The sequence below is a fragment of the Streptomyces sp. NPDC051207 genome (assembly GCF_040682395.1).
GTDB lineage: Bacteria > Actinomycetota > Actinomycetes > Streptomycetales > Streptomycetaceae > Streptomyces.
This window is the reverse complement of record NZ_JBFBAX010000035.1, coordinates 11,444-30,450: the sequence shown is the minus strand read 5'-3', so window position 1 is coordinate 30,450 and position 19,007 is coordinate 11,444. Positions and strand designations below refer to the sequence as shown.

Here is a 19,007-nt window from a genome sequence, read left to right as displayed (position 1 = left end):
CCGGCGTCGCGTTCGGCCTCGCGGCGCAGGTCCACAGGGCGTCGTTGCGGGCGGACTGAGCGGAGCCCAGTAGGCGAGCCAGGTGAAGAGGGCGCCGTACGTGGCTGTGAGTGGGCGTGCTGATAGCAACAGGTGAGTGTCAGCAGCGTGGAGCGCTGGCTGCCTGATGGCGGGGCGTATATGAGGGGCGGTCTGCTGTCGTGAAGTGACCAGGTGGCTGCTGTCGTTCGGTCGTCATCGGGTTGGCCGGCCGTCGCAGAGGCGGCTACTCACATGCTGTTCCCCAGCCGCTACTCCGTGCCTGGTGGTCTGGCCGGACGAGGTCGGGCGGCCTGTGCCGGATGGAGGCCCTGCTGCCTACCACGAGCTTGGGATTTGACGGTCAGATCCGTGGTGTACACAGGTCGTCCTCACGCTGAGTGAGGAGCGGGCCGGGGCCGGCGGCCCGGCGGCCCAGGACGGCGGGGGAGAGGTAGCCGCGGTCCCGGGCTGCTTTGATCCAGTCCTTGATGGTCGGTTCCGGGCGGCTGAACAAGTCAGCCAGGCGGCGATGGAGGCCGGCGCCGTTGATGGCTTCACGCAGATAGGCGTGGGCCACGACGTGCAGGAGTGCACCATCGAGCGGGGGGCGACCCCGCTGCGCTGGCTGTGCGAGCGCGTTCGCGTTCTGCAGAGCTTGTTGGGATGCCGGTTCGAGGTCTGTTTCTGCAGCCCGCGATCGACCCAGGACAATGACTCCTTCCTCTTTCCCTGACTGGTCGGCCAGCTCGGCCTGGGCCCGTGCAACGATCTGACCCAGCGGGATGCGACGCAACACATCACTGGTGATCGGCGCGGGCATCGCCGTAACGGCTTCCTCTTCGGGGGGCCGACGAAGTCTCCCCAGTCGTCCCAGTAGCCCCCTCCGGCCGCCAGAGCTCGAGTTCGACCACCCCGATGCCGGATCCTTGGTTCGCCAGGATGCCGTGCACGGCGACCGGCAGATCGGCTGCCTTGTAGAGGAAATCGGCGACGTAACCAGGACCGCGCTTCCGCTCTTTGATGAACAGCGTGAGCTCCGGGCCCGGTACGGCGTCCTCGGGGACCTCCGCCAGGTCGGGGTAGCCATCCCAGGGTTCCATCACGGTGGAGATGAGCGAACCTTTCCACAGGTCCAGCTCCTGGATGCTGCGTGCGCAGTCGTAGGAGTGGTCGCGGACACGAGGGTGGTCCGGCTTCAGACGGAGTTCGTCTTCGGGAGCATCGGGGTTGACGTAGTCGTCGGCGCTGAACTCGGCTTGGGCATGCGCTCAGGCTAAGAGGTCCTAACAGAAGTTGTTGATCAAGTGACCGTCGGCTTGTCTGCTCGTTGGTCGGGTCGTGGGGAAGCGTGAGCCGCGGCCTTGGATCGTGTCGGATGAACTGTGGTCGCTGATCGAGCCGTTGCTGCCTGAGCCGGGGCCGAAGCTGGTGGCGGGCCGGCCGCGGGTGCCGGACCGCCAGGCGTTGTGCGGGATCCTGTTCCTGCTGCACACCGGCATCCAGTGGGAGTACCTGCCCCAGGAGCTGGGCTTCGGCTCGGGTATGACGTGCTGGCGGCGGTTGGCCGCCTGGAACGAGGCCGGCGTGTGGGACCAGCTGCACTCGGTACTGCTGAGGAAGCTCCGGTCGGCAAAGAAGCTGGACTGGTCGAGGGCGGTGATCGACTCCTCCCATGTCCGGGCGGCCCGGCGGGGCCCAAAAGCGGTCCCAGCCCGGTCGACCGCGCACGGCCGGGCAGCAAGCACCACGTCCTCACCGATGGCCAGGGCATCCCGCTCGCGGTGTCGCTGACCGGCGGGAACCGCAACGACGTCACTCAGCTCCTGCCCCTGCTGGACAAGGTCCCACCCGTGGCCGGCGTGGTCGGGCGACCACGCAGACGGCCGGACATGCTCTTCGCCGACCGCGGCTACGACCACGACAAGTACCGGCGGCTGCTGTGGAAACGCGGCATCCGGCCAGTCATCGCCGAGCGCGGCCAGCCACACGGCTCCGGTCTGGGCATCTTCCGCTGGGTCGTCGAGCGCACCATCTCCTGGCTCCACGGCTTCCGCCGCCTGCGCACCCGCTGGGAAAGACGCGCCGACATCCACGAAGCCTTCCTCGGACTGGCCACCTGCCTCATCACCCACCGACACGTCCAACGCCTTTGTTAGGACCTCTAAAGGCCACCGGTTCGCGCAGTGGAGGGGTAATGCGGGTGAGTAGGCGCGCGAGGCAAGTCACCCTTGAGATGTCGCCGAACCCGAGGCCGTCCTGGACGACCCGCAGTGGGTGGAGTGGCGCGGCGGCCCCGCCCACGAGTTCAGTACCGCCTGACGACCGAGCGGCGGCAGCGGCCGGGCAGGGTCGACCTGCCCGGCCGTGATGGCTACTCCCAGGGCTTCGGTAGCGCGTGCCACAGGGACCTGAGCCAGTCGGGCGGGTTGGTGAGGAACTTGTCCACCAGCCGGTCGGTGATGGAGCGGGCGGCGCCCTGAACGACGCCCTGGCCTATCGCGGCGGTCAGGCCGGCACCCACGGCGGGCTGCTGCGGGACGGGCGCGGGGACGGGCGGCTGAACGGGCGCGGGAACGTTGTCCCAGGTCATGATGCTGCTCCCTTGAGCAGAGGGATCGAGGACAGCGGACACCTGTTGTGGTGTCGTCCGCGTGGGGGCGGTGCGCGCCTCGCGGTCGGCGGTCCTGCTGCGGCTCTCTGCCTGAGAGCGTCCCTGTGGGGTCTCGGCCCTGGCCCGGGGTGGCGTGTTCAGCGTAGCGGCGATCGGTGCGGGTGTTGCCCCGGGTGTCTGCCAGCCCCCGCGCTGTTCTCCGGACGCTGTCTCGCCTGCAAGCGCGCACAGCACCGTCCCCGTGCCGTTCTCGCCTGGGTCAGTTCACCACCGTGCGCTGCCCCGTCGGGCTCCCCGAGATATTCGCTGCCCCCAGGATGGTTGACCTGCCACCATCAGGTAGGAGCTCATTCAGGCAAGGGAACGATGGCCAGCTTCCGATTCGGATCGAACGACTACACCGTCAATATCCGGGCGCAGCAGCACGTCAACTTCTTCCAGGGCTGGGACGTACACCGTCTCGCCCTGACCTTTGAGGTGACTGCCCACGGCGACTTCACCGTGGACGCGCCGTTCCTTGTTTCCGGCGCCCTCTGGGCGCACGAGACACCAGGCCCCGCGAGCTGGATTGGTGTCCTTCACACACCGCGGCCGGTCGGGCTGAAGTCCTTCGCCACGAACCTCACGCTCGAGACGAGTGTGACCGACCATCAGCTGCGCGGACTGGAAAGGGTGCGGGCGGGCAACGACCTGGCCCTGCGCGCCGAACTTTCCCTGACCGCACTGGCAGAGACGAAGCACTGGCCCGTCGCCGACGACCAGGAGGTCATCCGCGTCCCGCACGCGACGTGGAGCAACGCCCTCACCCAGCTCGATGCCGGCGCCTTCGTCGACGTCCTCGTCCCGGTCACCACCGTGGAGGCCCGGGCCACCGGCGCGCGACGGATCCGCGAGGCGAAGACCGCGATCCGTGACGGACGGTACGAGCACGCCGTTGCCCTCGCCCGCGCGGCCCTCGATCCCGTACGGGAGGCCTGCAACACCTGAAGGGTCCACGACCAGGCCGTGCAGAAGAAGGCCGGGGAACGGGACCAGGAGGAGCGCTGGGCGATGCTCGCCCAGAGCGCCTACGCGCTGTTCAGCGGCGCACCGCATGACGACTCCGGTACCACCGAGAACTTCACCTGGACCCGCGCCGACGCACGCCATCGCGGCCGTCGCCACCGCCGCCAGGCTGCTCGCCCGGCTGGAAGAACTGCCCTAGCGGCGGTCAGTTCACCGAAGCGCCCCGCCCTACGCACCGTTGGTCAGGTGTTCAGACATGAGCACTACCGCTGCTGACTACGCCTGGGTGCCGGACCACCAGCTGCATGTTGTGGCGACCCTGGCTCATGTCGATCAGACGGTCGACCGAGTCATACGGACGGTTCACGACTACACCGCTCAAGAGCCACTCTCCCTCAAAACCGTCGTCGACGGCGATCAAGTGCAGGCAGTCGTGGCTGGGATTGCGCCACTCCCTGAGGCGGTTCCTCGTCTTGTCGCTGACGCTGTCACCCAACTGCGTGCTGTGCTTGAACACACCGTGTACGCCGAAGTGCAGCACATGTTGCGACGGTCTCTCACGGCAGAGGAAGAACGCAGCATCGAGATGGCCGCCAGCACGAGCCTTGCTGACTTCGAGGCTTGGCTCAATCACCGCCGCAGGCGCGGACTTCCACCGTTGCAGCCCAGTGCTCCTCTTGCTCAGCGCATCCGAACTCTGCAGCCCTTCCAACGCCGGGAGCCTGGCGAGCACCCGCTCAAAATCCTCGTTGAGTACACCAACATGGCCAAACATCGGCGGCCGACTGTTGCAGCAGCCCGCCTGGGAGCTGTCCACCCCGACGCACCGAACCCCGGGCTTGCGGTCTCCCAGCCCTTTGAGCGGCGGCCACAACCAGGTAGTGGGCAGCCGATCCATGTCAACGACATCATCGCGATGGCGCCGCGCGGCGCGTACATTCCCTTCTCGATCTGGACGACGGTGTAGCTGCAGTGTCCGCACACAGGAATCTGGAACATCGCTGTCAAAGAACTGGAGTACTTGGAGGACTGGGTCCGCACCACAGCCATTCCGATCATCGTCACTGGCGGCCGTGAGGTCACGCCTCTGCCGCCGCAGTTGGACATCTCCACCGGATACGACGATCTGCGCAGCGAACTGCCGAGGGCTGGAGCCGCCTCTGCCGCAGAACGAGGCGAACAGCGGATCCAGGCCGCGGTCGCACGCGCCGGCCTGACGGAAATACTCGTCCCGCTGATGGGGAGTGACATGAGCGACACGATCAGCGAGTGGGCGGCCACGCTTACCAACGACGCGGTGCTTGAGCGAGTGAACCACCTGGCCCAGGCTCGTCATAGCCATCAGGAGGCACTCAAAGCCACTGGCCAGCTGGCTGCCGAAGTCCGTGGGTACATGGGCCGCCACCACGAGCCGGACAGGGGCTGAGATGTCGGATCCGAAGCTTCACCACTACGTGCCTCAGAGCTATCTGGCACGATTTGGGAGAGGCGACATGGTTAGGGTGAGGCGTCGGTGCCCGCCGAAGACTCATCTCGCCAACGTCAAGAACGTTGCAGCCGAGACGGGCTTCTATACGATTACGGACAAGAACGGTATGCCCTCCACGGCGATGGAGCGCGAGCTCAGCGGTCTGGAAGGGCAAGGGCTTGCTGCCCTGCGTCGAATAGACGAGACGGAAACGCCACCAGCCGTCGGTACTGACGATCGCGAACTGCTCTGCATCTACCTGGCCGTGCAGATGGTCAGGACACCCAGGAAGCGCACGACGCTGCTTTTCGGGCGCGACGTTACCGCGTACGCGAACGGCCGGGAGGTCGACAAGGCCCTGATGACCGAGTACCTCACCGGCAAGCATCTCGGTCATCCGCCACGGGCAGCCGAAGTCCAGGGTGCCTGGGATTACTACCACGGAACGCGAGCGGTGAACGGCGGCAACGATCCCACCCAGGACGAAGCGGTCGCCTTGCAGCTCAGTTCTATCCAGGTGTGCATCCCCAGTTCCGTGCTCGGCACTGGCGGCTTGAGACCAGCCGCAAGCCGATCTTCCTCACCTCCGACGCCCCCCTCATACTCTGGCGCCCGGAAACTCCGAGGGACGCCTATCGAGGGTTCGGACTGCAGGGTGCTCACGAGATCAGGTTCCCGGTCAGCCCTACGGCTCAGCTTGTACTCATTCCGGGCCAAGGCACATCCACGGAAGAGGTCAAGCTCAGCCGGGTGATCAGCTGCAACCAGGACCTCACGGACAGTTGCGAGCAGGTGGTCGTCGCCTGGCCGTGACCGCCGTCGTCCTCGTCCATGTCCGCCGCGTGCACGTTCAGCGGTTCTCGGCTCCTGTGGCGGAGGGGGGCAGTGCCAGGTCCAGCAGGGCGTCGACAGTGTCGCCGTCCAACTGGCTGTCGAGGTGGAGGGACCGTCGCAGGAGGTCACCGACGTCCTTGGGTTCCAGCCCGAGGCGCAAGCGGGCGGTCAGGCAGATTTCGCACAGGGTGCTGCGCATCCGTCTCCGAGCCACCGGACGCCGGCTTCAGGAGGGCGAGGGGAGGGCTCCGCCTCAGGCGGAACGGCTCAATTCCATCGGGGCGCAGATTGAGATCTTCCAGGGCACCTGACCGGCCCGGGGAAGAGCACCGCGTCGCCCCCTGCCCACACGGACGCGGGCGGGGGCGCGACACGTGGGCACTTCAGGGCATCCCCGGCACCTCCGGCCGGGCAGGGAGTCTTCACGCGGGACCGGCCGCCTGCCACCGCGCAACGGGCTTCGCGGACGCCGCGAAGGGCTTCGGTGGTACAGCGAATTCAGCCAACGATCAGCGGACCGGTGTCCGCGGTCGGCCGCCTGCGGACAAGGCCGAATAGCGCCCGCAACCCTTCTCGAGGAATTGGCTGAAAGGCATCGGATAGCCGCCTGCCGGGCTTCTTGATTTCCATCCGGCAGCGGCGGAAGCGGAACGTCGCCGGTGAACGGTTGCGGAAGACCGTCGGCAAAGCGAACATCTCCCACCGTCACCTCGCCTTCCGAGCAGGCAGGAGGCCTGGCCCGGGCTTGACCGTCGGCTGATCTCGGCGCAATCCCTGGGTCGGCCGCTGGGGCTGTGCTAGCCTCCTCAACGGCTAAAGGAGAGAGCGATCTGAAACGGGGGATGATCGTGGCACGGGGGCGTGTGCTGGTCATTGGGGACAGCATCCGATTAGTTTCGAAGGCGAAGTCCGCCGGTGTGACCGTCGCCTATCTGCAAAAGCCTTCACAATTCGACCCGGCGCTGATTCCGCTCTGCGAGCAGCTTGCCCTGGTGGATTACCAGCACGTGCCCAGCGCCGTCGCGATGGCCACCGCACTGCACCGGATCGCGCCGATCACACGGATCGTCACGCAGACCGAGGCGGCACAACTGGTCGCCGGCCATCTCACCGACACCCTGGGAATTCCCGGCACCTCGGAACGATGCGCCCGGCTGCTGCACGACAAGGCCGCGATGCGGGCACTGCTGAACGAGCAGGGCATCGGGCCCGTTCCCTACGCGGTCAATCCCACGCAGGCGGAACTCCGTGCGTTCGTCGCCTCCCACGGGGCGTCCATCGTCAAGCCGACCAAGGGCTCGGGCAGCCTCGGAGTGCGCCGGATCGAGACGGCCGAGGACGTCGACGCGGTGTGGGCCTGGTGCAAGGACTTCGAACTCGGTGAATTCCAGGTCGAGAAGCTCCTGGTCGGTCCCGAACTGAGCGTGGAGGCCTTCTCGGAGGCCGGGCGGCACACGATCATCGCGGTGACCGCCAAGGAGACCGACGGCGGCACGGTGGAGCTCGGGCACGTCACTCCCGCGCCCCTGGAAGGGGACCAGCTCGACCGGATCCGGGAGTTGACGGTACGGCTCCTCGACGCCGTCGGTCTCGAGGACGGCCCGTCGCACACGGAGATCATCCTGACCGACGAGGGACCACGGATCGTCGAGTCCCACACCCGCCGTGGAGGCGACCGGATCAACGATCTCGTCAGGATGGTGTACGGGGTCGACATGGAGGAGGCCACCTACCGCCTCGTCGGCGAGGGTGCCCCGCTCGACGGGCACCTGCACCCCGCGCGCGGCGCGGCCGCCATCCGTTTCCTGACCGCGGCCCCGGGGGTCGTCACCTCCGTCACCGGCCTGGAGGCGGCGCGCGCCGTCGACGGCGTGGTCGAGGTGTCGGTGAGCGTGGAGGCCGGTTCCACGGTGCCCGAACTCCGCTGGTCGGACGATCGCTGCGGGCACGTCATCGTCCGTGCCGACGACGCCGACACCGCCGTTCGCCTGGCCCGCACGGTCGCCGGGCACATCTCGATAGAGACCGAGCCCCTCAAGGACGACTGTCCGGGCCCCGACGCGGTGGCACCGGACACGCTCAGCTCGATCCTGCGTCCGTACGACGAGGTCTTCGACCCGTTCCACGGGGCCGTGACCGCGTCCTAGCCACGATCCGGGATCCGGTCCTCCGGCCGGGTCCCGTCGGATCAGCTCCCACCGTCGCGAGCGCCGGGAGAGCCGGGCTGGTCGTCGTGCCCGGACGCGGACGGCGACACTCCGCCTGCCACCGGACACGGCACCGCACCGAGCGCGCGTCCGGGACAGGGCGCACCGGACCTCGTGCGGCAGGACGCCGATCCCCTTGCATCCACATCACTCGTCACGTCAACGAGCCGACATTCATTCCGAGTTTGGAGTGCGGTATGGCCGGGGAACCGGACACAGACGCAAGCATGCTCTCGTACACCCAGGAAAGCCTCTGGCTCTTTCACGAGCTCGCCGGCTCCGACGAGCCCGCGTACAACGAGTCGGTGGCCTTCGAGACGTCCGGTGACCTCGATCCGGACGCGTTCTGCCGCGCGATCCGCGCCACCGTCCTGCGGCACGACTCCCTGCGCACGTCGTTCCACGAGACCCCCGGTGGACCGCGGGCCCGGGTGCACCACGCCGACGCGGACGTCCTCGCGGACACCACGACCGTGGTCGACCTGCGGCACCTGGCCGCCGCCGAGGCCCGGTCCCGGGCGGAGGAGCTGCTCGCCGAACACCACCGGCGGCCGTTCGACCTGGGCTCGGCACCCTTGCTGCGGGCGGTCGTGGTGGCGCTGCCGGGTGGCACCTGGAGGCTCGGCCTGACGGCCCATCACATCGTCGTCGACGACTGGAGCATCCGCCTGGTCCTCGACGAGATCGCGGAGAACTACCGGGTCCTGGTGGCCACCGGGTATCTGCCGCAACGGCCCGTCTCGGGCGCCGCGTTCCGCGCCTTCGTCACGGAGAGCCGGTCGGCGGCCGCGGACGAGAGGCAGTCGGCCGCGGTCGAGCGCTGGCGCCGGTCGCTGGCCGACGCCCCGGACCTGCTCGGCATGCCGCTGGACCGCCCGCGACCCGCGGTGCAGACGTTCCGCGGCGACAGCATGACCGTCCGCGTGCCCGGCGCGGACGTCGAACCACTGCTGAAGGAGTGCGCCCGCACCTGCCGCAGCACCGCCTTCCCGGTGTTCCTCGCCGCGTATGCGCTACTGCTGCACCGCTACACCCGGCAGGAAGGTTTCGCCGTCGGCACCACGGTGCTGAACAGGCCGGGCCCCGAGGACCTGGAGCAGGTCGGCTGCTACGTCAACACCCTGCCCCTGTTCGTGCCGGTGGACCCGGACGACACCTTCCGCACCCTGCTCTCCCACGCCCAGGAGGCCGCCGAGCGACTGCTGGACGACGGCGACGCGCCCCTTCCGAAGGTCCTCGAGGCGCTCGGGGCCCAGCGGGCCCGGAACCACAACCCGGTCTTCCAGACCATGCTCACGCTGCTCGACGGCCGTCCCTCGCTCGACCTCGGACCCGGACTGACCTCCGCGTACCACCCCGTACGCCGGACCGCCGCCAAGTTCGACCTGATGCTGTACGTCAACCGGACCGACGACGCGTACGAGTTCGAGCTCGAGTTCAACACGGACCTGTTCACCCGGGACACCGCGGAGCGGATCCTGCGCAACTACCTCCGGCTGCTGGCCTCGCTGGCCGACACCGGCGTCGACACACCGGTGGGCACCCCGTCGATGACCCGCGACGAGGAACGTGACCTGATCCTCGGCGACTGGAACGACACCCGCGTCGCCCACCCGGAGGGCACGGTCGCCGACGTCATCGAGGAGCAGGTCCGGCGGAGCCCCGGCAGCCTGGCCGTCGAGTTCGAAGGCCAGTCGTACACGTACGACGAGCTGAACCGGCGGGCCAACCAGGTGGCGTACCGCATCCGCAGCACCCTCGGCACGACCGGGCCCGGTCCCTTCGTCGGGGTGTTCATGGAGCGCTCCGCGGAGATGGTGATCGCGCTGCTCGCGATCGTCAAGGCGGGGTGCGCGTACGTGCCCATCGACCCCGAATACCCGGCCGCCCGGATCGAGTTCATGATCCAGGACGCCGGCGTCCCGCTGATCCTCACCCAGGAGCGCCACCGCGCCGCGCTCGGCGGCGCCGCCGCCCGGCTCCTCGTCCTGCCGGACGCGTCCCTGGACCAGGAGGACGACACCGATCCCGTCCGGGACCTCGCCCCCGGCTCGCCCGCGTACATGATCTACACCTCCGGGTCCACCGGGCAGCCCAAGGGTGTGATCAACCGCCATGACGCGCTGGCCAACCGGCTCCACTGGATGCAGTCGGCCTTCCCGCTGGCGGGCGGCGCCGGGGCGGACCGGGTACTGCAGAAGACCCCGTACAGCTTCGACGTCTCGGTGTGGGAGTTCTTCTGGCCGCTGATGACCGGGGCCGCCATCGTCGTGGCCCGGCCCGGCGGGCACCGCGACCCCGACTACCTCAAGGAACTCATCCGCTCCCGGGGCGTGACGACCGTGCACTTCGTCCCCTCGATGCTGAACGTGTTCCTGGAGGCGGAGGAACTCGCCCGGTACTGCGGTCCGCTCAAGCGGGTCGTCTGCAGCGGCGAGGCACTCCCTCGCAAGACCATCGAGGTCTTCGCCGCCACGCTCCCCTCCTGCGAACTGCACAACCTCTACGGCCCGACCGAGGCCGCGATCGACGTCTCGCACTGGCCCTGCCGGGCCGACTACCCCGGCGAGCTCGTCCCCATCGGCAAGCCCATCGACAACGTGCGGCTCTACGTCCTGGACCGGGACCTGCGGCTCCAGCCGGTCGGCGTTCCGGGCGAGCTGTGCATCGGCGGCGTCGCCGTGGCGACCGGGTACCACCGGCGCGACGACCTCAACGCGAGGATGTTCGTCCCCGACCCCTACGGAACCGCCCCGGGAGCCCGCCTCTACCGCACCGGCGACCTGGCCCGGTTCCTGCCGGACGGTCAGATCCAGTACCTGGGGCGCATCGACAACCAGGTCAAACTGCGCGGCCTGCGGGTCGAGCCGGACGAGATCGCCGCGGTCATGCGCGACCTGCCCGCCGTCCAGGACGCGGCCGTCATCGTGGACACGTCGGGTCCCACGCAGGCACTGGCCGCCTACGTCGTGAGCTCCGCGTTCGACCCGGAGGACCTGCGGGCCCGGCTGCGCAAGCTGCTGCCCGAGTTCCTCGTGCCGCAGTACCTCATCGAGGTCCCGCAGCTGCCCACCACGCCCAACGGCAAGCTGGACCGGCGTGCGCTGCCGGCGCCGGTGGCCCACGCGGCACCGGCCGACCGAGCCGGCCGGCCGCTCGCCACCACGGCCGAACAGGACGTGGCCCGAGCCTGGACGGACGTCCTCGGACTGCGGGCACCGGTCAGCGCGGACAGCAACTTCTTCGCCCTCGGCGGGGACTCGATCATGGCCTTGCGCGTCAGTTCCCGGCTGCGCGCGGCAGGGTACGAGGTCAACCTGCGCGAGGTCTTCGCCCACACGACGATCGCGGAACTCGCCGCCTCGCTGACCCGCCAGGACCCGGCGTCGTCCGGGCCGGCCGTCCCCGAGGCGTTCGGGCTGGTGTCGGAGGACGACAAGCAGGCGCTCCCGGCGGTGGCGGAAGACGCCTGGCCGCTGACGAAGCTCCAGTCGGGCATGATCTACCACTCGCTGCTCGACGAGACATCGCCCGTCTACCACGACATCTTCGACTACGAGTTCACCGGCGTGGCCGATCCGGCCGAACTGGCGCGTGCCGTGCGGGAGACCGTGGCACACCACCCCCAGCTGCGGTCCTGCTTCGACCTGGAGCGCTACGACGAGCCGCTCCAGGTCGTGCTCCGCCCGGACGCGGCCGACGCCGTGCCGTCCCTGGAGGTCGTGGATCTCACCGGGCTGCCCGCAGACGCGCAGGACAGGGCGGTCGAGGAGTGGATCGAGGCCGAGAAGCGCCGCCCGCTGGACCTCGGCAGGCCGCCTCTGCGCTTCCGCGTCCACATGCGGGGCGAGGGCCGGGTCAACCTGGCCTTCTCGTTCCACCACTTGATCCTGGACGGGTGGAGCGTCGCCCTCGTCGTCGAGGAGATCCGGCGCCGCTGCGCCGGGCTCCCGGCCGGCCCGGCGGCCGGGGCCGCCCCGGATCCCGGCTACGGCACCTACGTGGCGCTGGAGCGCGAGAGCGCACGGCGTCCGGCGGACCGGGACGCCTGGCGCGGCATGCTCGACGGCTTCTCCGCCACGCTGCTGGCCGGCCACCTCGGATCCGCTGCGCCGTCGACGATCGAGACGGCGGTACTGGAGCGGGCCGTTCCCGCCGAGCTGGAGGAGCGGCTGCGCCTGCGCGCCGCGGCCCTCGGTCTGCCGCTCAAGTCGCTGTACCTGGCAGCGCACTGCGCCGCTCTGGCGGACCTGACCGGCCGGTCGCGCGTGATCACCGGGCTGGTCGGCAACGGCCGTCCGGAGGTGCCCGGCGGCAGCGAGATGGTCGGCCTGTTCCTGAACACCCTTCCGCTGCCCGTCGAGGTGGGCGAGCCGGACGACGCGGGTCTGCCGACCTCGGTCTTCGAGCGCGAGCGGGCACTCGTCCCGCTCCAGAGGTTCCCCCTCGCCGACATCGAGCGGCAGCACGCGGGAGCGCTCTTCGACGTGGTCTTCAACTACACCGACTTCCACTCCTACGCGCCGGCCGGTGACACGGCCACCCCCGCGCGGGAGGCGGTGTCGATCGAGAGCGCCCGGTACTTCGAGCTCACCAGCTTCCCGATGACCGTCCATGTGCACCGTGACCACTTCGCCGGTGAGACGCAGCTCGCCGTGTCCCACGACCGGGCGCGGGTCAAGACCTCGACGGCGGAGCAGTACTCGGGCGAGTTCTTCACCGCCCTGGAACGGTACGCGGGGCGGGAACCGGCCGACGGCGCCGCGGTCGAAGCGGAGCGTGCCGTCGCCGCGATCATCGCGAAGGTGGTCGGCAGGGAGACGATCGAGGTGGAGGAGAACTACCTCGACGCGGGGGTGGACTCGATCAGCTCCATCCGCATCCTCGCCAAGCTGCGCCGGAACCACCCCGGTGCCGCACTGCGCGACGTCATGGAGGCACGCACGGTGCGGGCCCTCGTCCGCAGGCTGGCGGCGCGGGCGCCCGAGCCCGGGACCACGGGGACGGCGGGCAGCACCGGGGACGCCTCGGGCGCGTCGCTCGACGGGCTTCCGCCGGGAGTCGTCGACGCTTATCCGCTCACCGCCACCCAGCTCCGGATGATCAGGGCGACGGGGCGGGACCCCGCGCAGTCTGCCTACCACGACGTCTTCGCCTACTCCGTGGCGCTGCCCCTGGACGCGGCCCTGCTGCGGGCCGCGCTGCGGCGGATGACCGCGTCCTGCGAGACGCTGCGGGCCGCCGTCGACCTGGCGGCGCCCGTTCCCCGGCAGCTCGTGTACGCCTCGGTCGAACCCGATCTCACCGTGGTGGACTCCGTGGACGACCCCTCGGCGCCCGACGAGTGGTTCGAGAGGGAACGCGGTTCGGGCTTCCGCTGGGAGCGGCCCGGACTCATACGGTTCGCGGCACACCGCACGGCGCCGGACCGCTTCGTGCTCTCGATGAGCTTCCACCACGCGGTCGTCGACGGCTGGAGCCTTTCCCTGCTCGTCCGGGACCTCCTCCTCTCGTACGCCTCCCAGGCCGCGGGAGCGGGCGCCGGAGCGGCGGCCGGGCCCGTCCGGTCCGGCGGAGCGGCCGGCTCGTTCCGCTCCTACGCCCTGGCCGAGGCGGCGGCCCGCACCTCCGCCGAGTCGCGCGCGTTCTGGCGCGACGTCCTCGCGGGCCACCCGGGAGCACGGCTGCCCCACCACCCGTCCGACGGCGGATCCCGCTGGGCCGAGGCGACCGTCGTCCTGCCGGCCGACCGGGAGGCCCGGCTGCGCGAGGTCGCGCGCGGAACGGGCCACCCACTCAAGTACCTGCTGCTGGCAGCGCACTTGAAGGTGCTGGCCCTGGTCACGGGTGAGCCGGACGTCCTGACAGGGGTCTTCACACACGGCCGCCCCGAAACCGACGACGCGCAGGATCTGGTCGGGATGTTCCTCAACTTCCAGCCGCACCGGGTCCGGATCGGGGACCAGACGTGGCCGGAGCTCATCGACCAGGTGTTCGCGTTCGAGATGCGCGCGCTCGCCCACCGCCGCTGCGCCGCGAGCGGCGACAGCCCGGACGACTGGCCCCGCTACTCCGCGCTGTTCAACTACACGGACTTCCCCGCGTACGCGGACGCCCACGGCGGTGGGCACCTCACCGGTGTCCGGTGGTTCGAGCACACGGACGCGCCGTTCCTCGCGACCGTGGGCCGCGACCCGGACGGTGCCGCACTGGAGATCACCCTCAACGCCGACGGCAGGCTCCTCCCACAGAGCGTGGTCGACGAGCTGGGGCGCCTGTACGAGGCGGTCCTGGCGCAGATCGCCGAGGACCCCGGCGGCTCCGTCCGCGACACCACCGACCGGATCGAGACGTCTGTGGACGGCGTCGGCGCGCGCCGCGAGCCGTCCGTCTGAAAGGGAACAGAGAGAACCTCGTGAACACCTTCCGAAATCCCCAGGGGATCGCGGCGCCGCTGGCCGCGTACTCGCACCAGGCCGAGATCACCGGCCCGGTCCGGTGGCTCGTGATCTCCGGCCAGATCGGCATGACCCCCACCGGGGAGCTGCCCGACGACCCGGTCGAGCAGCTCGGCGTCGCGCTGGACAACATCACGGCGAACCTCGAGGCGGCAGGCATGCGTCATGAGGACCTGGTCAAGCTGACGTTCTACTTCGCCGGCGAGGTCGACCTGCAGCGCCGGCGCCGGCGGATGGGCGAGTGGCTGGGCGACCTGCGCCCCTGCATGACCGTCATGACGGTGGCCGCACTGGCCACTCCCGCGCTGCGCGTCGAGGTAGAGGCGCTCGCGTGCACCGAGGACACCACGGCGACACAGAGGAGTGAGCAGCAGTGATAACCCAGACCACCCTGGAAGGCGTCCACACCTTCGAGCAGCCGGACGGCTACGTCACGCACTACCGGCGGTGGGGCTCGGAAACCGCTGCCGACCTCGTGGTGATGCTCCACGGCGGCGTGAGTCACGCGGGCTGGCAGGCGCCGCTCGGCGCCGGGTTGGCCGGGCTCGGCGGCGACGTCGCCTTCCTCGCCGTCGACCTGCGCGGCTCGGGGCTCAACGCCGTGCGCGGACACATCCCGGACGGCGACCTGGCCGTCCGGGACATCGCACTGCTGCTGCGCAGTCTCAAGGAGACCCGCCCCGAAACCCGCCTCCACCTGGCCGGCTGGTGCTTCGGCGCCCAGGTCGCGACGGTCGTCGCGGCCGGGCTCGCCGACCACGACGTGCTCGCGAGCCTGCTCATGGTCTGCCCCGGCTTCTTCTTCAACGACCGCTACTCCGACGTGCTGGACCGCTCGATCGACGCCGCCTTGGAGGTCGTTGAGGAGCTCGGAATCACCGTCGAGGCGACGCGCCCCTTCATCAGGGTGCCGCTGCGCCCGTCCGACTTCACCGATCGTGCGGAGTGGCTGGCGGCCATCGAGGACGACAAGCTGAAGCTCTCCCACGTGACGGTCGGCACGATCGACGCCTGGGAGGCCATCGCCGTCAAGTCCGAGACGGACTACGGGCGCATCGGGCGGCTGCCGGTGCGGGCGGTGTTCGGCACCCGTGACAAGCTGGTCGACAACGACCGCGTGCGCGACTTCCTGCGCAGCCACCCCGATCTGGAGACACACGACCTCGACGCCGGTCACGCCGTCCACTTCGAGGAGACGGAGGCACTCACGCGCCTGGTCGCGGGCTTCGTGGCCGAGCTGAAGCGATGAGCACGGGAGTCGCGCGCTACCGCACGGTCCTGGCGACCCCGGGGGCGTGGGGGTTCTTCCTGCCGGGCATGCTCGCCAGATTCCCGCTCGGCATGACCGGCATCAGCATCCTGCTGTTCGTGTCGGCGACACGGGACGACTACGGCACCGCGGGTGCGCTGTCGGCCGTCTCCGCGGTCGGGTACGCGGTGGCCGCGCCGCAACTGGCCCGTGTGGCCGACCGGGTGGGGCAGCACAAGGTCCTGCTCTCCTGCGCGGTGCTGTGCGCGGTCAGCGGCGGCGCGTTCGTCGTGAGCACGCTCAGCGACGGGACACCGCTGTGGGTCCTGTTCGTCACGGCGGCGCTGACGGGCGCGGCGACTCCCGCCATCGGCTCGATGGTGCGGGCGCGCTGGAGCGGCCTGCTGGAGGGCTCGTCCCTGAAGGGGACGGCCTTCGCGCTGGAGTCCCTGGTCGACGAGATCGTCTTCATCGTCGGCCCGGTCATCGCCACCTCACTCGCCGTCGGGGTGAGCCCGGCCGCGGGCCTGGTCAGCGCGCTGGTCCTGGTGTGCGGTGGCAGTGTCCTGCTCGCGCTCAGCAGGCGCACGGAGCCGCAGCGCAAGCCCGGGCCCAGGGTCGGCAGAAGCGCCCTGTTCCTGGGGCCGGTCGCTCTCGTGGCGGCACTGAACCTGTGTTTCGGCGGCATGTGGGGCTCGATCGACATCGCCACCGTGGCGTTCTCCGACGAGAAGCAGCAGCCCTTCATGACGGGCGTCCTGCTGGGGATCTACGCGATCGGCAGCTCGGTGGCGGGAGTGGCCTACGGCGCGCGGGAGTGGTCGGCTCCGCTGCCGCGGATCCTGTGGGTCTCGACGCTGATCATGGCGGTCGGGATCCTGCCGATGCTCGTGGTCGACAACTTCGCCGGGGCTGGCGTCGTGCTCCTGCTGGCCGGGTCGAGCTCCTGCCCGGCCATGATCGTCGCCATGATGCTGGTCGTGGACGGTGTGCCCACCTCGCACCGCACGGAGGCGCTGGCCTGGCAGTCCACGGCTCTCTGGCTCGGGGTGTCCATCGGGTCCTCGGTGAGCGGCCACGTCGCCGACTCCCGCGGCGCGCAGGCCGCCTACGCCTTCGCGGCCCTCTGCGGTGGCGTCGGCTTCCTGGTCGCCCTGTCCGGCGGTCGCCGGCTGCGGCCCGCGCACGCCGAGCCCGCCCCGGCCGCTGACGACCGTCCGAACCTTCCCACCGAGTCAGGTATCCGATGACCTCCATCAGCATCATCCGTCCTGCTGCCCTTACCACCGCCTCCCCGCGGGTGGCCGACCGGATCGCCGCGACGGCCGGGCACCCGGACGCGGCGGTCCGCGAGCGCGTCGCCCTGCGGACCACCGACGGGGCAGTCACCTACGCCGAGTTGGCGGAGCACGCGCAGAAGGCCGCCGCCGAACTGTCGTCGCTCGGAGTGGGCGCCGGCGACGTCGTCGGTCTGCGCCTGCCCTCCGGCCCCGGGGTGGTCGTCGCCATGCTGGCGTGCTGGCACCTCGGCGCCGCCTTTCTGCCCATGGACGCCGCGGCCCCCGACGCCTACCGGGACCGGCTGCTGAGCCGTTCGGGAGCCCGGGCCGTGGTCGACGCCGACGGCCCCCGGGCACTCGCGGACACGGCTTCCCCCGCACGTCCGGCGCTCGGCCCCTCCGGTGACCAGGCGGCCTACATCATCTACACCTCGGGATCGACCGGCACCCCCAAGGGCGTGCTCGTCGGCCAGGACGCCTTCGCCGAGCACGCCACCGGCATCGGCGACCTCCTGGAACTGCGTGACACCGACACCGTGCTCCAGTTCGCCGGGCTCGGCTTCGACGTCGCCCAGGAGGAGATCTGGCCGACGCTCGCCGTCGGCGGCACGGTGGCCTTCCTGGACACCCCGGACCGTGCCCTGAGCCCGGCGGACCTCGCCCAGCGGGTGCGGGAGCTGGGCGTGTCGGTGCTCCAGCTTCCCACCGCGTACTGGCGCCTGGTCTGCGCCCAGATGCAGGGAAGGGACGGCGCCGGCCTCTCCTTCGGCGGCGTGCGCACCGTCGTGATCGGCGGTGAGGCGGCGGTCACGAAGGACGTCCGGGTACACCGGAACGGACCGCTGGGCCACTGCACGCTGGTCAACGGCTACGGGCCGACCGAGACGGTGGTGACGTGCACGGCGTTCGTCCTGCGGCCGGACGAGCCGGTCCCGGCGACGACCGGCCTGCCCATCGGCGGCCCGGTGGGCGACCGCCGGCTCCACGTCCTCGACGCCGATCGGCGTCCCTCCGAGGACGGCAGCCCCGGCGAGCTGTGGGTCGGCGGGAGTCCGCTCGCCCACGGGTACCTCGACGACCCGATGCGCACGGCCGAGCGTTTCCATCCCGACCCGTTCGCCACGGTGGCCGACGCGCGGATGTACCGCACCGGAGACCTGGTCGTGCGTCACGCGGACGGCGCCCTGGAGTTCCTCGGCCGTCTGGACAATCAGGTCAAGGTCCGTGGCTACCGGATCGAACTCGACGACGTGGACCGGCACTTGACCGCCACGCCGGGCGTCACCGCCGCCGCTGCCGTGGCCCTCGACGACGAGACCGGGACCGGCGGGCGCATCCTGGCCGCCGCGCTCTCGGTGACCGCGGGCGGCCCGACGGCCGAGCAGATCCGCGAGGACCTGCGCGGACGCCTGCCCTCGCACCTGGTCCCCGGTCTCATACGGGTCCACGACGTGCTTCCGCTGACCGGCTCCGGCAAGATCGACCGCCGTGCCGTGGCAGCGGTACTCGCGCAGGAGTACGTGGTGTCCGTGCCGGAAGCCACCGCATCGGGATCCGGTGCGCCCGGGGATCACGCGGCCGCGCCTGCCGCGACGCCCGCGGCCGACGCCGGCCCGGCGGAGCAGGCCGATGAACTCGCTCTGCTCCTCGACCTGGTACGCACCCAGCTCCGCATCCCCGCCTTCGGTCCCGACGACGACTTCCTGGCGCACGGCGGAGACTCGCTCACCGCCCTCCGGGTGAGCGGCGCGATGCGCGAACGCGGGTGGCGCCTGCGGCCGTCGGACCTCCTGACGGCGCGCGACGCACGCTCCGCGGCGGCCCGTGTCGTGCGGAACTGAGGGGACGCGGTGCCGAAGCGACGAACGGCGGAC

15 protein-coding genes and 2 pseudogenes are annotated in these 19,007 nt (G+C 70.3%); 13 read left to right on the top strand and 4 right to left on the bottom strand.

The annotated features are described in order from the left end of the window. Positions 1-382: 382 nt before the first annotated feature. Both AB0M97_RS26575 and AB0M97_RS26570 read right to left on the bottom strand, forming a co-directional pair. A complete protein-coding gene (locus tag AB0M97_RS26575; protein WP_365963502.1) occupies positions 383-841 on the bottom strand; it encodes a hypothetical protein in 459 nt (152 codons plus the stop codon). Next, on the bottom strand, positions 819-1,124 hold the full coding sequence (locus tag AB0M97_RS26570; RefSeq protein ID WP_365963501.1) for a hypothetical protein: 306 nt from the start codon (positions 1,122-1,124) through the stop codon (positions 819-821). Before AB0M97_RS26570 ends, AB0M97_RS26575 begins: the two co-directional genes overlap by 23 nt. Positions 1,125-1,359: 235 nt before the next feature. On the opposite strand from AB0M97_RS26570, the pseudogene AB0M97_RS26565 reads away from it, so the two are divergent. Then, positions 1,360-2,177, top strand: a pseudogene (locus AB0M97_RS26565) (IS5 family transposase). Between the two features lie 215 nt (positions 2,178-2,392). On the opposite strand, the gene AB0M97_RS26560 reads toward AB0M97_RS26565, so the two are convergent. Then, entirely contained in the window at positions 2,393-2,611 is a 219-nt protein-coding gene (locus AB0M97_RS26560; RefSeq protein ID WP_365963500.1) for a hypothetical protein, read from the bottom strand. 387 nt (positions 2,612-2,998) lie between these two features. Here AB0M97_RS26560 and AB0M97_RS26555 point away from each other — a divergent pair, with 387 nt between their 5' ends. From AB0M97_RS26555 to AB0M97_RS26530, 6 genes and pseudogenes are all read left to right on the top strand, one after another. Then, entirely contained in the window at positions 2,999-3,619 is a 621-nt protein-coding gene (locus tag AB0M97_RS26555) for a hypothetical protein (RefSeq protein ID WP_365963499.1), read from the top strand. 18 nt (positions 3,620-3,637) lie between these two features. Next, positions 3,638-3,913: a hypothetical protein gene (locus AB0M97_RS26550; protein WP_365963498.1), complete on the top strand. Its 276-nt coding sequence runs from the start codon at positions 3,638-3,640 to the stop codon at positions 3,911-3,913. After that, entirely contained in the window at positions 3,894-4,604 is a 711-nt protein-coding gene (locus AB0M97_RS26545) for a hypothetical protein (protein ID WP_365963497.1), read from the top strand. Before AB0M97_RS26550 ends, AB0M97_RS26545 begins: the two co-directional genes overlap by 20 nt. Positions 4,605-4,658: 54 nt before the next feature. After that, a complete protein-coding gene (locus AB0M97_RS26540) occupies positions 4,659-5,063 on the top strand; it encodes a hypothetical protein (RefSeq protein ID WP_365963496.1) in 405 nt (134 codons plus the stop codon). Position 5,064: 1 nt separating this feature from the next. Beyond that, a pseudogene (locus AB0M97_RS26535) lies at positions 5,065-5,415 on the top strand (DUF4238 domain-containing protein); the annotation flags it as partial. Between the two features lie 209 nt (positions 5,416-5,624). Then, entirely contained in the window at positions 5,625-5,918 is a 294-nt protein-coding gene (locus tag AB0M97_RS26530; RefSeq protein ID WP_365963530.1) for a DUF4238 domain-containing protein, read from the top strand. A 37-nt stretch (positions 5,919-5,955) separates the two neighbouring features. On the opposite strand, the gene AB0M97_RS26525 is transcribed toward AB0M97_RS26530, so the two are convergent. Further along, a complete protein-coding gene (locus tag AB0M97_RS26525) occupies positions 5,956-6,138 on the bottom strand; it encodes a hypothetical protein (RefSeq protein ID WP_365963495.1) in 183 nt (60 codons plus the stop codon). A 649-nt stretch (positions 6,139-6,787) separates the two neighbouring features. Between AB0M97_RS26525 and AB0M97_RS26520 the strand changes: the two genes are divergently transcribed. The 6 genes from AB0M97_RS26520 (at position 6,788) to AB0M97_RS26495 (ending at position 18,974) form a co-directional block, all read left to right on the top strand. Next, positions 6,788-8,086, top strand: a complete 1,299-nt coding sequence (locus AB0M97_RS26520; protein ID WP_365963494.1) for an ATP-grasp domain-containing protein — start codon at positions 6,788-6,790, stop codon at positions 8,084-8,086. Between the two features lie 287 nt (positions 8,087-8,373). Next, positions 8,374-14,541: an amino acid adenylation domain-containing protein gene (locus AB0M97_RS26515; RefSeq protein WP_365963493.1), complete on the top strand. Its 6,168-nt coding sequence runs from the start codon at positions 8,374-8,376 to the stop codon at positions 14,539-14,541. A 20-nt stretch (positions 14,542-14,561) separates the two neighbouring features. Further along, complete coding sequence (locus AB0M97_RS26510; protein ID WP_365963492.1) at positions 14,562-14,981, top strand: RidA family protein; 420 nt, start codon at positions 14,562-14,564, stop codon at positions 14,979-14,981. Further along, a complete protein-coding gene (locus AB0M97_RS26505; RefSeq protein WP_365963491.1) occupies positions 14,978-15,853 on the top strand; it encodes an alpha/beta hydrolase in 876 nt (291 codons plus the stop codon). Before AB0M97_RS26510 ends, AB0M97_RS26505 begins: the two co-directional genes overlap by 4 nt. Further along, positions 15,850-17,103 (top strand): MFS transporter, encoded by a 1,254-nt coding sequence (locus tag AB0M97_RS26500; protein WP_365963490.1) that lies wholly within the window; start codon positions 15,850-15,852, stop codon positions 17,101-17,103. Before AB0M97_RS26505 ends, AB0M97_RS26500 begins: the two co-directional genes overlap by 4 nt. Then, the gene (locus AB0M97_RS26495; protein WP_365963489.1) at positions 17,100-18,974 is read left to right on the top strand and encodes a non-ribosomal peptide synthetase; all 1,875 of its coding nucleotides are present in this window, start codon (positions 17,100-17,102) and stop codon (positions 18,972-18,974) included. Before AB0M97_RS26500 ends, AB0M97_RS26495 begins: the two co-directional genes overlap by 4 nt. The last annotated feature ends 33 nt before the right edge of the window (positions 18,975-19,007 follow it).